Raw genomic sequence first — 14,065 nt, forward strand, 5'->3', positions numbered from 1 at the left:
GAAGAAGTGAAAGCGAAACTAGAAGAATTAGGCTTAGGTCTTCGTAAAGACGACTGATAACATGGCGGATCAATCCATTATGTTGTGAGCCTTGTTATAGACACACAATATAGAACTTCAACAAAGGAGGGAATCTCTAATGGGTTACAGAAAGTTAGGACGCACTAGCGCACAACGTAAAGCATTACTTCGTGATTTAGCTACGGATCTTATTATCCATGAGCGCATTGAAACTACTGAAGCACGTGCAAAAGAATTACGTTCTGTAGTAGATAAAATGATCACTCTTGGTAAACGTGGTGACTTGCATGCACGCCGTCAAGCTGCATCTTTCATCCGTAACGAAATCGCTGACGCTGAGAATGGCACAGATGCCCTTCAAAAACTATTCAGTGACGTGGCTCCACGTTATGAAGAACGTCAAGGTGGATACACTCGTATCATGAAAGTTGGTCCACGCCGCGGTGACGGTGCACCAGTCGTGGTTATTGAATTAGTTTAATAACAACGATGAAAAAGGGCGGGACAAATGAATATACTCACTTGTTCTATGCCCTTTTTCTTTTTTTAAATAGAAATTCTGTCATCTAGAAATTCGCATTGAGTGTTACGATGGCTGGCGGAACCTGTATTATGCAGGGAGCCTTCACGTCTAGCTCAAGCATCCCTTCCCGCTTTTGATAAGCGATTATAAGATAACCTGTTTTTCGTAACAGGCCCGCTGTTAGCTGCTCTTAATTTACCGAAAATTCTTTCGGTGGAAGGGGTGCAGCGTTTTTTTATATTTTCAGAAAGAAAACTACTGTATATTGATTGAGCAGAGTTTAGTTTAGACGAGTGCAGTCGAGGATGAGGAGGGCCACATAATGAAGAAGCTGGTTTCTTTAAATAATATTGTTTTTAAATATGAGGGTCAGTCTCGAAACGCCTTGGATGATGTTTCTTTTGATATTCATCAGGGGGAGTGGCTTGCGATTGTCGGACATAATGGCTCTGGCAAGTCGACATTAGCAAAGTTACTGAATGGTCTTCAGTTCGCTAACTCAGGTACCATTACGATTAATGATCAACTTTTGACAGAAGAATCCGTTTGGGATGTTCGCCAGAAAATTGGCATGGTCTTTCAAAACCCAGATAATCAATTTGTAGGCACTACAGTTCAGGATGATGTGGCTTTTGGTTTAGAAAACGCCGGTGTTTCTCAGCAGGTTATGGTGGAGCGTGTTCATGGTGCGTTAAATAAGGTTAAAATGAATGCCTTTCTTAATCAAGAGCCGCACCATCTATCCGGCGGTCAAAAGCAAAGAGTGGCCATAGCAGGTGTAATAGCCCTGCAGCCAGACATAATCATCTTAGATGAAGCAACCTCCATGCTTGACCCAAGAGGCCGTGAAGAAGTGCTTGAAACAGTTAGGGAATTGAAACAGGAAAACGAGATCACTGTCATATCAATCACCCATGACCTTGAGGAAGCTGCCAAAGCTGATCGAATGATAGTCATGAACCAAGGTCGGTTATATCGTGAAGGACCGCCTCAGGACATTTTTGAGTTAGAGGAAGAATTGATTGCCCTTGGTCTGGATATTCCCTTTTCAGTGAAACTAACCAAGGAGTTACAAAAAAATGGTGTTCGTGTAGTTGATGGGCATTTGACAGAGGAAGAGTTGGTGAAGGATTTATGCGAATTACACTCGATGATGTAGAATACCGCTATCAGGTGAATACTCCTTTTGAACATCTAGCCCTTCATGATGTCAATATTTCAATGGAGCCGGGAACCTATACCGCAATCATCGGGCATACAGGGTCCGGGAAGTCCACGCTACTGCAGCATTTGAATGCTCTTTTAAAACCGACGAAGGGTCGTGTTTTCATTGGAGATCGGACGATTGAAGCCGGAAGAAAAGAAAAGGCTTTGCGGCCAATAAGACAAAAGGTCGGAATAGTTTTTCAGTTTCCGGAACATCAGTTATTTGATGAAACGGTTGAAAAGGATATATGTTTCGGACCAATGAATTTTGGCGTTTCAGAAATCGATGCTAAGAAACTGGCCAGGAAGGCCATCGCGCAAGTCGGCTTGAATGAGGAAATTCTTGAAAAATCTCCATTCGATTTATCCGGCGGACAAATGCGACGGGTGGCCATTGCTGGGGTACTTGCCATGGAGCCCGAAGTATTGGTGCTTGATGAGCCCACAGCTGGACTGGATCCGCGAGGACGCAAAGAGATCATGGATATGTTTTATGATTTGCATAAAGCAAGGGGAATTTCAACGATTCTTGTAACACATAGCATGGAGGATGCAGCCAAGTACGCGGATGACATCATTATCATGCACAAGGGTACGGTGTTCAAAAAAGGAACCCCCCAGGAAATTTTTTCGGAACCGGAACAATTAATGGAGCTTGGCCTGGATGTTCCTGATACGGTCCGTTTTCAGCTGAAGCTCCAGAAGGAACTTGGTGTCCGATTTGATCATCCGTGTCTTAATATCGGTGATTTAGCGATAGAAATAGATAAAGCCATGAAACGGGGGAACCGCTGATGCTGGATAAAATGATTATCGGGCGTTATGTCCCTGCAAATTCACTGATGCACAAGATGGACCCAAGGGCTAAATTGCTCCTCGTGTTCCTGTTTGTTTGTGTCGTCTTTTTGGCGAATAATGTCGTTTCTTACGGGTTGCTTGCTGTATTCACCATCCTTTTGATCAGTCTTTCCAAAATACCGCTTCGTTATCTTTATAATGGGTTAAAACCAATCTTTTTCTTGATCGTATTCACATTCCTTCTCCATATATTTTTTACGAAAGAAGGGGAATTGCTTTTTGAATACGGTTGGTTTGAAATCTATGAAGGCGGTCTGATTCAAGGTTTTTTCATATCCGTTAGATTTACTTTACTAATCCTTGTTACGTCACTTTTAACTTTGACGACATCGCCGATATCCATTACAGATGGAATGGAAGAGCTGTTGGGACCCTTGAAAAAGTGGAAGATGCCTGTACATGAACTGGCATTGATGATGTCCATTGCCCTTCGATTCATTCCAACGCTAATGGAGGAAACGGAAAAAATCATGAAGGCCCAAACTGCAAGGGGAGTTGATTTTTCATCTGGCCCGATAAAGGACAGGGTTAAATCGATTGTACCGCTGCTTGTTCCTCTATTTGTAAGTTCATTCAAACGGGCGGAGGAATTGGCAACTGCCATGGAGTCAAGAGGATACCGTGGCGGGGAAGGCCGCACGAAATATCGCCAATTGGACTGGAAGACGAGTGATAGTCTTTTGATGGTCTCAATAGGCGTTCTAACGGTCATGTTATTTTTATTACGTTCATAATAAGGAAGAGAACTATGCCAAAATATAAATGTGTGATCGCTTATGACGGCACGGATTTTGCTGGTTATCAGGTGCAGCCAGAGAAACGCACCATACAAAGTGAATTCGAGGCAGTATTGGCCCAAATGCATAAAGGCACAATTATAAAAGTGACTGCTTCAGGCAGGACAGACTCTGGGGTCCATGCAAAGGGGCAAGTACTTCACTTTGAATCGCCGCTTACATTCCCTACTGAAAATTGGGTAAAGGCCTTCAGTGCCCTTCTTCCGACCGATATCATCGTTCTGGAAGTCGCTATCGTGCCTGACGATTTTCATGCGAGGTTCCATACGACGGGGAAAGAGTACCGTTATATCATCGCCCGTTCGAAACTACGGGACCCGTTCCAAAGAAATTACGCCTATCATTATCCCTACCCATTAGATGGGGAGGCGATGAGGGAAGCAATCTCCTATTTGATAGGGACACATGACTTTACAAGTTTTTGTTCGGCAAAAACGGAAGTGGTCGATAAAGTTCGAACCATAAAAGAAATGGATTTTGAAGAGAGCGATGGATTCATGGTTTTCCGCTTCGTTGGCGAAGGATTTTTGTATAATATGGTCCGTATCTTGGTTGGGACGCTCCTGGATGTCGGCAGCGGCAAAATGTCACCCCGTGACATGAGTGGAATTTTGGACAAAAAGGACCGCAGTTTTGCAGGGAAAACTGCGCCTGCCCAAGGATTATATTTATGGAAAGTATTTTACAAATAATTTTTTTTGAAGTGATACCAGTTTTTTTACAACCGGGAACGGAATGAAATCAGTAATGGAGCGGTTTGGCGCTATACTGATCTTTTCATGGAGTTGCAGAGAGTGTTTTATAGACAACTTATCCTAGTGTAACATTCCCTTGACAATGAAACTGGGAGAAGTTAATATAATATGGTATGTATTTTAATCCCACGATAAGCCCCGGAAGTTTATTGTGATTGAAAATAAATATAAAAAATTAAAAAGTTTTTTAGGAGGTTAACCATGCGTACGACATTTATGGCGAAAGCTAATGAAGTAGAACGTAAATGGTATGTGATTGACGCTGAAGGCAAAACTTTAGGTCGCCTTTCTACTGAAGTAGCATCCATCTTACGTGGTAAACATAAACCAACTTTTACACCGAACATTGACACTGGTGATCATGTAATTCTTATCAATGTTGAAAAAATCCACTTGACTGGTAAAAAATTGACAGACAAAATTTATTACCGTCACACTATGCATCCAGGCGGTCTTAAAACTAGAACTGCTCTTGAAATGCGTACAAACTACCCTGAGAGAATGCTTGAACTTGCTATCAAAGGTATGCTTCCAAAGAATTCTCTTGGTCGTCAAATCTACAAAAAATTACACGTATACGCTGGAGCTGAGCACCCACACGCTGCTCAACAACCAGAAGTATACGAATTACGCGGATAATTACTAAGGAGGTTACTATCTTGGCACAAGTTCAATATTATGGTACTGGTCGCCGTAAGAGCTCAGTAGCTCGTGTACGTTTAGTACCAGGCGAAGGTCGCATCGTTATTAACGGTCGTGACATCAATGAATATATTCCTTTCGCAGCATTACGTGAAGTTGTTAACCAACCACTAGTTGCAACAGAAACTACTGGAAATTACGACGTTTTAGTAAACGTTAGCGGTGGTGGATACACTGGTCAAGCTGGAGCAATCCGTCACGGTATCGCTCGTGCATTGCTACAAGTTGATCCAGAATACCGTCCATCTCTTAAAACTGCTGGTTTACTAACTCGTGACCCACGTATGAAAGAACGTAAAAAATACGGTCTTAAAGGCGCACGTCGTGCACCTCAGTTCTCAAAACGTTAATTCTATTACCGTTTCAAAGACTCTCAACCATTTCGGTTGGGAGTCTTTTTTGTCCGATTATGATTACACGCTCCATGGATTTATATTTTAAAAATAATAAAGCATACCCGGGATATCCCGGATATGCTTTATTAAACTGATCCTATTGTTATCGATTATAGTTAGATTATTCACTTTCACTTTTTTTAATTGCGGCTTTTTTCGGCATAAAGCATGCAAAAATTAACGCCACAAAAGATAGGATTAACATAAAAACATAGGCATCACTTGAGCCGAAGATAGAAGCTAATGCCTCTAGTTGTATTGCTGTAATGTTTTCATTTTGCATGGATAGCTCAGAGGCATGTGAAGCTGCTTGCATTGTATACACTGTGATGACAACTGCTGTTCCAATAGCACCTGACAATTGGCGAATGGTATTATTAACAGCTGAACCATGTGAACCCAATTCTCTTGGTAAAGCATTCAGCCCTGCTGTATTTAAAGGCATGGTAATGAAGCTTAATCCAATTCGTAATATAATGGTACGGACCATTATATAGATATAGGTTGTGGATTCGTTTATATCTATGACTCCCCACATCGAAACAATGATTAATATTAAACCTGAAATAAAGAGTGGTTTAGCACCGTGTTTATCATACATTTTACCAGTGACAGGGGACAAGAAGGCATTAATCACAGCTCCAGGCAATAACAGTAAACCTGCTTCAAATGCTGTAAAACCTCGGCCATTTTGCAAGTAAATTGGTAAAAGAATTAAATCCGCATACATAATCATCGTAATTAGTACATTGATGAAAGAAGTGAGCGTGAAAACCTTGTACTTAAATACAGATAAATTCAATAATGGATCGCTGGATTTCATTTGACGTAAACAGAATAGAGCCGTCACGATTATTCCGGCGATTATTGCAGTGATGATAACGGGATTATCCCATCCCTTGCTTCCTGCGCTGCTAAATCCAAATAATATGCTGCCAAAACCAATCGTTGATAAAATGACGCTAGTGATATCTAATTTTGCTTTTGTTGTCTCTGCAACATTCATTAAATATTTGAACGCTAGAACAATGACGATTATTATAAATGGGGTTAACCCAATAAATAACCATCTCCATGAAACATATTCAATGATAAAACCAGATAATGTAGGAGCTATGGCTGGAGCAAATATTATCGCAAATCCGATTGTCCCCATAATGCTTCCACGCTTTTCACTAGGATATAAATATAAAATGACTGTCATCATTAGAGGCATTATAATCCCGGCACCAATTGCTTGAATCATTCTTCCCGTTAACAGCATGCCAAAATTCTCCGCACATGCAGAAAGTGCAGATCCGATTAACAAAAAGAACATCGAGCTAATAAATAGCTGCCTTGTTGTAAAGCGTTTCATTAAAAAAGCCGTAATCGGTACTAAAACACCGTTCACCAGCATAAATCCAGTCGATAACCATTGTACAGTCGCAGCTGTAACATGAAATACGTCCATTAAACCACTCAATGCAACATTTAATAAAGTCTGATTTAATGTCGATAAGAAACAGCCGGCAATCAGTACAATTAATAAAATTTTTTTATTTCTTTTTGAAATATCATTTTTCATTCGTAAACTCCTTTATTTTTGACTTGCATTCTCAACATTGTGTCGATAAAATCGATGGTAACAAAAATATATGTTGCTTACCATGAACAGTTTTCTTGAAAATGTTCACTAATCGACATAGGAATATATGCTGTTGAGAAAGTCAAAGAAAATCTATAAAGGAGTTAAAAATGTCTATTAAAAAAGATCCTCGTACAATTCGGTCAAGAGAAATGTTTAAGAACGCTGTCATTGGTCTCTTATCCGAGGACCCTGCCATTTCAAATTTAACGGTTCAGAAAATTGCAGCCAAAGCAGGATTAAACCGAACAACATTTTACCTACATTATCAGGATATTCAAGATTTACTAACGCAAATCACCGATGAGATTTTAAAGGAGCTTTCTGATAAAATTTTTGCTTTAATACATGCGAAAGATTTATCAGAAAAACAACAGCTTACTCAATTACTTGATTATTTATATATCCATCGAAATTATTTACTTATTTTATTTAAGACGAATCAATTTGAGGAACAATTGTTTTCATTATTGAAGCAATTAGTAGAAATAAGAAGGAAGAACACCAAAAAGGATTTGCCTGCTGATTATGTTGACATTGATATTAAAACGGCCTCATTGGTAGGCATCATAATATGGTGGTTAAGAAAGGGGCTTCATTTTAGTTCGGATTATATGGCCAAGCAAATTTATTCAATGTACAGAGTGTAATGATCCCAAAACGTTTGAATGTTCCTGGTATATCATGCCATGCATCCAGTCTTCTAGACTCCATGTAAATGAAACGCCGCGGTGAGGGGGCTTCAGATGTTGGTGATAGCCATTCTCCGTTTATTTACATGTGAGTTTAATTATGTAATACAGAATTTTTTGTAAAATCCATATTTATTAAGTTCCTGTTTAGGAGTATGATAATAGTTAAAAAAAGAAGAGGACTTCATATGAATTCAACATACTCACCGATTGAAACAACTAAAACAAAAACCTTGGTCATCAATGCGCTATTCATTGCATTAACTCTTGTAGCGACAATGTTCATTAACATCAAGCTCCCAATAATGGGTAACGGCGGCCTGGTCCATCTAGGTAACGTTCCCCTTTTTATAGCTGCTTTCGTTTATGGCAAAAAAACAGGAGCGATAGCAGGCGCCTTCGGTATGGCCTTCTTCGATCTTTTCTCTGGTTGGGCAGCATGGGCACCGTTTACATTCGTCATTGTAGGTGCAATGGGCTTTCTAGCCGGCCTTATATCCGAAAAGGTACCGGGCAAAAGAGAATGGGTATACACCATGGCCGTTGCCGTTGCATTGATTATTAAAATCGTCGGCTACTATTTTGTCGAAGTTATCCTTTATGGTAACTGGATACAGCCATTTGGCTCCATCCCCGGAAACTTGATGCAGGTCGTAATAGCTGGAATAATTGTAGTGCCGCTTGCTGGTCGATTAAAGAAAAGAGCTGGACTGATATAAAGTGGAACAAAAATAGGAAGCCATTTCTAACTTTGAGTTGCACCACCTTTGGATGTTGTACTGCGCTCTGATCCTCAGGAAGTTAAAAAAGACATCATACTAAGTGAACGGGTATTAAAAGAATTCGCTATTATAAAATGTTATATCATTTAGGAAAAGGACATCCGTTAACCATGGATGTCCTTTTTATCTTAACAGACAAATAGACATGCGCAGGGAGCGACCCAAGTCGGCAAGGTCAGCCTCGGGCAGCTGCCTGAGTGGCGTGTTAGTGGAGAAAACCCGAAGTTTTCTAACATTAAGTATCTTGTGCAGTCTGCACTTTAACAGGCTTCTTATATTTTGCATATCGATAAACTTTTTCAAGTACCCGCCGAACCTATCCTCATCATTTTTTGCCAATGGAATAATTGAATGGTTCAAAATAGAACGCTAAAACTAAATTATGTCTTGGGAAATAATTTTGGTAAATGGGGAATTGCCCCGGAGGTGAATTATGGCTGTAATATTAGGTTTACAGGAGATGCAAAGGGAAAGGCAATTGAAGTTCGAACGTAGGCTGCTCAGGGAACTTTCCATCGAGGACATGAAGGGAAGGATTCAGCGTTACTTCGGCCAGGATTTGATGGATGTTTTGGAGGAAGGCTATTTTGATGTTGCCATCGAGGCGTATTTATTAGGAGCAAACTATAGTAAGTTTGGCTATTATGGTGAGTCGGAAGAAGATGTAAGGTCCAGGTGCTGGAAGGAAGAGAAGTTTTTGGTCGATACTCTTTTTAACTTTATTTTGTATTGGCGGGAAGTTACAGCGAATAAAGCTTTCGATGAAGGTTTGTTTTATTGTTGTGAAGGGTTTGTTGGGGATTGGTGGCTGGACGGCTTTAAGACTGGAGAAAAACGATATAAAATGAAACTGCATTAGAAAGGCCAAAACCCCATTCCTTGTTCTAATTTCATGGTTTGTCCCATACTTTTTAGTAGAGAGATCATGGAGGGGGAACGGTCATGCGCAGAAAGCTGAAATATACAGGGATAGCTATGGGATTATTTGTCCTTTTTTTAATTGTGACTTTTAAATTTGTTGAAGATGATTCTTGGGACTCCTGGAACCTTCCGTTGGCAGGGAAGGTCATCATTCTGGATGCAGGTCACGGTGGGATGGACGGCGGGGCAAATGTACAAGAGGTTATGGAAAAGGAAATTGCCCTTTCCGTTTCACTAAAGGTCAGGGACTATTTACAGGAACAGGGTGCCCTTGTCATCATGACACGTGAGAAGGACGAGGATTTGGCACAGGGAAATACAAAGGGGGTCCGCCAGCGAAAACAGGAGGACTTACGGAATCGGGTTGAAATGATCAATGATTCGGAAGCGGACTTATTCTTAAGCATTCATTTGAACTCTTTTCCATCAGCGTCATCGAAAGGTGCCCAGACTTTTTATACAAACAGGTTTGAGGAAAATGAACAGGTGGCAAAATTCATTCAGACTGAAATCATAAGAAACCTGGAAAATACAAAGCGTGATGCAAAAACGATTAACCATGTGTATTTGCTGAATTATGCCAAGAAACCGGGGGCGCTTGTGGAAATTGGATTTCTTTCCAATTCCGAAGAAAGGGAACGCCTTATCAGTGATAAGTATCAAGAAAAGGTTGCCGGTTCGATTTATATGGGTATTTTACGGTACTTTACAGAGGAAAAAATATCGGATGAAGAGTGATGTCTGGGTCTTGTAAGGTACAAGGCCTTTTTACTATGGGCGGGGGCAGATAATGAGCTTTCTTACAGTAATATGTTATACTGAAAAATGGGAAAATAAAATTCAAAGGGGTGCTCGACTTGTTAACAGAAGAGAAAGTACTGAATTTATTAAAGGATCTTAAAGACCCTTTTCTACATAAAAACCTTGAAGAGACAAATGGAATTATAGAAATCAAAATAAAACCTGAAAAGAATCATGTAAGCGTTAAACTTGCGATTGCAAAAACAGGGACTGCCGAACAAATGCAAATGCAATCGGAAGTTGTGGACTTGCTGAAAACGAACGGAGCGGAATCGGTAGGTATCCGTTTCACGGAGCTTTCAGAAGAGGAGTTAGCCAAGCATCGTGAGAGTATTCCTCAGGATGAAGCGGACCAAGGTTTGCTTGGACCTAACAGCAAAACACAATTCATCGCGATCGCCAGTGGTAAAGGCGGAGTGGGAAAATCCACGATTTCAGTGAATTTCGCTACTTCACTTGCTCGTTTGGGTAAAAAGGTCGGACTGGTTGATGCCGATATTTATGGATTCAGTGTACCTGATATGATGGGGATAACAAAAAGACCGGTTGTGCGCGGGGAAAAAATCATTCCTGTAGAACGGTTTGGCGTTCAAGTTATCTCAATGGGCTTTTTTGTAGAGGATAACGCTCCGATCATCTGGAGAGGACCGATGCTCGGTAAAATGCTTAACAGTTTCTTTAATGAAGTGGAATGGGGAGATTTGGACTATCTGGTCCTTGACTTACCGCCGGGCACAGGAGATGTTGCTTTGGACGTTCATACGATGCTCCCTTCATGTAAGGAAATCATCGTTACGACACCGCATCCGACTGCAGCCTTCGTTGCGGCAAGAGCTGGTGCCATGGCCATCAAGACAGAACACGAAGTCATCGGTGTCATAGAGAATATGTCATTCTTCGAAAGTAAAACGACCGGTGAAAAAGAGTACGTATTCGGAAAAGGCGGCGGCAAGAAGCTTGCAGAAGAGCTTCGTACGGAAGTTTTAGGCCAACTTCCCCTGCAGCAGCCAGATTGGAACGAAGAGGACTTTGCTCCATCCATTTACGCAGCGGACCATAGACTCGGTAGGATTTATGAAGATATTGCCAAAAAGGTTATTGAAAAACTACAATGAAAAGAAGGCTGATTCCGATTGGAATCAGCCTCTTTTTACTTTTTCTCCTTCTCTACTGCTTTAGTGGCAGCTTTATCCAATTTCTCTTGCATTTTCGCTTGAAGGAGGGGACTCTCCATAGTTTCGATGATCAGCTCTTTATAGATCGACCGCATCTCCTTGGTTTTTAATAACTTATTCATTTCTTTTTCCATATCCGGTTCTTTCATTATTTCCATGAGCATTCCACGATACTGAGGATCAGCAGTTAAGTCCTTCAATACCTTTTTATGTTCGCCCTCCAATGCTTTAGCATAAGCGGAAGCAAATTCCGGGTCATTAAATGTTTTTTTCCAAAATTCCTTCCCTTTATCTGAAGTGACCATATCTTCAATGGATTTCTTAATGTCTTCCGAATCCATAATAAGTTCAGCTTTCGTTTTATCATCAGTAATGATATCCTGGATGGCTTTTTTTCCATCATCTGTCTTCAAGATATCAACGATCATTTTCTTTGTCTCTTCATAATCCATTTTTTCTGCGCCTGCTCCATTTTGCGCACAACCGGAACAAACGAGCAAGAATGACGTGAAAAGCAAAGCAACTCCCACTCTCATACGCAGGGCCCCTTTCATCCTTCTTACTGTTAATATGGTTCCAATCGGTGATATTATTCCTTGGTGGAATAAGTGGATTTTTCCAAATTTGGTTGGTACAATTAAGGAAATGAAATAGAAATGTATGGAGGAAAACAATGAACAGCCGTAACTTAGTTAAATTGTTTTTAACAACATTGCTTATCGGTGGTGTAACGGGCGGAGTTGTAGGGTTCTTGGCTCGGTGGAGTGAGTTTAGGCCTTATTTTTCTTCTTTTGAAGTAAGTGCCATCCTATCAACTTTTATTTGGTTATTCGGTGTTGGATTAATTTTCAGTGTCATAAGCCAAGCCGGCTTTTTTGCCTATTTAACGATACATCGTTTTGGTCTGGGGATATTTAAAAGCGCTTCCTTATGGAATGCCGTTCAACTTGTACTCATTCTTTTTGTTGTATTCGATCTTGTTTACCTGCGATATCTCAGCTTTGGTTCAGGCGAGGGGATCAGCTCCTACATCGCGTTAGCATTGGTTGTATTGGCCGCAGGGCTTATTACAGCATATTTCAAAATGAAACAAACGAATAAACAGTCGTTCATACCCGCCTTATTTTTCATGGTCGTGGTCACGGTTTTGGAGTGGATACCTGTCCTAAGTGCCAGTGCCAATGATGAAAGCTGGCTTTACTTCATGCTGTTTCCGTTGTTAGCCTGCAATGCTTATCAATTATTGGTTCTTAGCAAATTGATTCAACGTTCACAAAGGGAATTGGCCAGTAAGAGAGGGAGTAAGCAAACTCCGGCAAAGGGAAAGATGAAAGCCGGTGAACTAGGGAAAGGCAGCTAACCTATTTGTAAGTGGGTCCATACATAAGGAAATCAAAACATAAAAACTGCGTACTAAAGGTTTTGGAGACCATTAGTACGCAGTTTTTTCAGTCAGCGGATTTCCTCACTGCTTGCCGATGAATTGGAAATCATCTCTGAAACGTTAACGAAGTATAAATTTTTTGATCGAAGTTCACTTAGTAACTCCGGTAAAGCCTTATTCGTTTGTTTTGCGGAGTCTGAAGCATGTAATAAGATGATATCACCCTTTTGGGCCTTGGTGATGTTCTGAACGATCCGATCCACACCTGGATTGGTCCAATCCTTTGAATCGATGCTCCAGTGGACAACGGTATATCCGAAATTCTCGCTGATCTTTAAGAGGCGTTTATCAAAGTGGCCGGTGGGAGCACGTAAAAGTTCTATGTTCTTTACATTAAGTTTTTTAAATGCCTCCTGGGCTTTAGAAATATCCCGGATGATTTCTTGATCTTCCATTTCGGAATAATCTTTATAATCGTAACCAAGCATGCCGATTTCATATCCTTCTTTCACAATTTCAGCTACAATGTCCGGATGACGTTCAGCCCAAGATCCCGCGAGGAAGAATGTGGCGGATTTAATTTTTTCTCTTTTTAATGTCTCTATTATTGGGGCGGCTTTCTCATCACCCCAGCCAATATTGAACGTGATCGCAACATTCTTTTCCCCTTTATAAACTGCTTTCGGCCCATCTTCTGTAGAAAAAACGGGGGCATGAAGAATGTTTTGTACAAAAAGAAACCAAGCGGTAAAAAGTGCCGTAAGCAAAATTAACGAATAATATTTAATGTTCTTGGCCTGAAGCACCATGAAAAATTTCATTAATCCATCCCCTTGTCCAAAGTACTCTTGTCTTCAAATTTATGCGCGAGGATTATTGTTATGCAAAAAAATCCGTTGAAAATTCATAAAATTCATGGGAATGGGGAAAGCTGTCTGATGGAGGTGTGAACCATGCTCGGTTTATTGATTAATGACAAAGAAAAGATGGAATTGGAGTACCTTTTAAAAAGAGAGATGGATGAAATACTATTCGATTTGCAAGATGACAGAATCGATCACTTAGTCAAAAGGGCAATAAACGAGAAATATAATATCCTTTTCAGGCTGTTTAAAAGGGTGAGCACCGAGGAAGAATGCCTGATGTATATGAGGGGAAAAACGAATTTATCCAAGCGGAACCAGTCATGATATTTAAATCGAATTATATTCAAAAAATCTATTGACTATTGGTTTGTACGCTGGTATATTATAAAAGTTGCTGCTACGTAATAGCTTTTGAAAAAGAATGAAAAAAAGTTTTTTAAAAAAGTTATTGACGAAGTGATGATAAGGTGTTAAGATATTAAAGTCGCTAAGAGATACGACAAACAAATTGCTCTTTGAAAACTGAACAAAACAAAGCGCCAACGTTAAATTTTAAGTGA

The 14,065-nt window shown here is 40.4% G+C and carries 17 protein-coding genes; 14 read left to right on the top strand and 3 right to left on the bottom strand.

Features of this window, described 5'->3' with window-relative positions:
- Positions 1 to 139: 139 nt before the first annotated feature.
- From rplQ to rpsI, 7 genes are all read left to right on the top strand, one after another.
- Positions 140 to 502, top strand: coding sequence for a 50S ribosomal protein L17 (gene rplQ, locus ACFVSH_RS16910; protein WP_034304973.1), 363 nt, complete (start codon positions 140 to 142; stop codon positions 500 to 502).
- A gap of 361 nt (positions 503 to 863) precedes the next feature.
- Positions 864 to 1,703 carry an energy-coupling factor ABC transporter ATP-binding protein gene (locus ACFVSH_RS16915; RefSeq protein ID WP_192208116.1) on the top strand — a complete coding sequence of 280 codons (840 nt, stop codon included), beginning with the start codon at positions 864 to 866 and terminating at the stop codon, positions 1,701 to 1,703.
- Entirely contained in the window at positions 1,679 to 2,545 is an 867-nt protein-coding gene (locus ACFVSH_RS16920) for an energy-coupling factor ABC transporter ATP-binding protein (protein WP_251436446.1), read from the top strand. The genes ACFVSH_RS16915 and ACFVSH_RS16920 overlap by 25 nt, the downstream gene beginning before the upstream one ends.
- Positions 2,545 to 3,342, top strand: a complete 798-nt coding sequence (locus tag ACFVSH_RS16925) for an energy-coupling factor transporter transmembrane component T family protein (protein WP_192207449.1) — start codon at positions 2,545 to 2,547, stop codon at positions 3,340 to 3,342. The genes ACFVSH_RS16920 and ACFVSH_RS16925 overlap by 1 nt, the downstream gene beginning before the upstream one ends.
- A gap of 14 nt (positions 3,343 to 3,356) precedes the next feature.
- Positions 3,357 to 4,097: a tRNA pseudouridine(38-40) synthase TruA gene (gene truA, locus ACFVSH_RS16930; RefSeq protein WP_387707008.1), complete on the top strand. Its 741-nt coding sequence runs from the start codon at positions 3,357 to 3,359 to the stop codon at positions 4,095 to 4,097.
- Between the two features lie 264 nt (positions 4,098 to 4,361).
- Positions 4,362 to 4,799 carry a 50S ribosomal protein L13 gene (rplM, locus tag ACFVSH_RS16935; protein ID WP_034304960.1) on the top strand — a complete coding sequence of 146 codons (438 nt, stop codon included), beginning with the start codon at positions 4,362 to 4,364 and terminating at the stop codon, positions 4,797 to 4,799.
- Positions 4,800 to 4,819: 20 nt separating this feature from the next.
- Entirely contained in the window at positions 4,820 to 5,212 is a 393-nt protein-coding gene (rpsI, locus tag ACFVSH_RS16940; RefSeq protein WP_034304957.1) for a 30S ribosomal protein S9, read from the top strand.
- 166 nt (positions 5,213 to 5,378) lie between these two features.
- Here the strand turns inward: rpsI and ACFVSH_RS16945 are convergent, their stop codons facing one another.
- The gene (locus ACFVSH_RS16945; RefSeq protein WP_387604863.1) at positions 5,379 to 6,824 is read right to left on the bottom strand and encodes a DHA2 family efflux MFS transporter permease subunit; all 1,446 of its coding nucleotides are present in this window, start codon (positions 6,822 to 6,824) and stop codon (positions 5,379 to 5,381) included.
- A gap of 170 nt (positions 6,825 to 6,994) precedes the next feature.
- Between ACFVSH_RS16945 and ACFVSH_RS16950 the strand changes: the two genes are divergently transcribed.
- From ACFVSH_RS16950 to ACFVSH_RS16970, 5 genes are all read left to right on the top strand, one after another.
- Positions 6,995 to 7,534, top strand: a complete 540-nt coding sequence (locus ACFVSH_RS16950) for a TetR/AcrR family transcriptional regulator (RefSeq protein WP_387604861.1) — start codon at positions 6,995 to 6,997, stop codon at positions 7,532 to 7,534.
- Between the two features lie 230 nt (positions 7,535 to 7,764).
- Complete coding sequence (locus ACFVSH_RS16955) at positions 7,765 to 8,295, top strand: ECF transporter S component (protein WP_260288204.1); 531 nt, start codon at positions 7,765 to 7,767, stop codon at positions 8,293 to 8,295.
- 496 nt (positions 8,296 to 8,791) lie between these two features.
- Positions 8,792 to 9,217, top strand: a complete 426-nt coding sequence (locus tag ACFVSH_RS16960; protein WP_192207453.1) for a DUF2521 family protein — start codon at positions 8,792 to 8,794, stop codon at positions 9,215 to 9,217.
- Positions 9,218 to 9,300: 83 nt separating this feature from the next.
- On the top strand, positions 9,301 to 10,017 hold the full coding sequence (gene cwlD / locus ACFVSH_RS16965; protein WP_387707010.1) for an N-acetylmuramoyl-L-alanine amidase CwlD: 717 nt from the start codon (positions 9,301 to 9,303) through the stop codon (positions 10,015 to 10,017).
- Between the two features lie 119 nt (positions 10,018 to 10,136).
- The gene (locus ACFVSH_RS16970) at positions 10,137 to 11,195 is read left to right on the top strand and encodes an Mrp/NBP35 family ATP-binding protein (RefSeq protein WP_141994048.1); all 1,059 of its coding nucleotides are present in this window, start codon (positions 10,137 to 10,139) and stop codon (positions 11,193 to 11,195) included.
- A 35-nt stretch (positions 11,196 to 11,230) separates the two neighbouring features.
- Here ACFVSH_RS16970 and gerD read toward each other — a convergent pair whose 3' ends face one another.
- Entirely contained in the window at positions 11,231 to 11,791 is a 561-nt protein-coding gene (gerD, locus tag ACFVSH_RS16975) for a spore germination lipoprotein GerD (RefSeq protein WP_387604855.1), read from the bottom strand.
- Between the two features lie 137 nt (positions 11,792 to 11,928).
- Between gerD and ACFVSH_RS16980 the strand changes: the two genes are divergently transcribed.
- Positions 11,929 to 12,615: a KinB-signaling pathway activation protein gene (locus ACFVSH_RS16980; RefSeq protein ID WP_387604853.1), complete on the top strand. Its 687-nt coding sequence runs from the start codon at positions 11,929 to 11,931 to the stop codon at positions 12,613 to 12,615.
- 92 nt (positions 12,616 to 12,707) lie between these two features.
- Here ACFVSH_RS16980 and pdaB read toward each other — a convergent pair whose 3' ends face one another.
- Complete coding sequence (pdaB, locus tag ACFVSH_RS16985; protein WP_387707012.1) at positions 12,708 to 13,460, bottom strand: polysaccharide deacetylase family sporulation protein PdaB; 753 nt, start codon at positions 13,458 to 13,460, stop codon at positions 12,708 to 12,710.
- 132 nt (positions 13,461 to 13,592) lie between these two features.
- Here pdaB and ACFVSH_RS16990 point away from each other — a divergent pair, with 132 nt between their 5' ends.
- A complete protein-coding gene (locus ACFVSH_RS16990; protein ID WP_260288211.1) occupies positions 13,593 to 13,829 on the top strand; it encodes a hypothetical protein in 237 nt (78 codons plus the stop codon).
- Positions 13,830 to 14,065: the final 236 nt, after the last annotated feature.

Source organism: Peribacillus sp. NPDC058002 (genome assembly GCF_042886655.1).
Classification (GTDB): domain Bacteria; phylum Bacillota; class Bacilli; order Bacillales; family DSM-1321; genus Peribacillus; species Peribacillus aracenensis.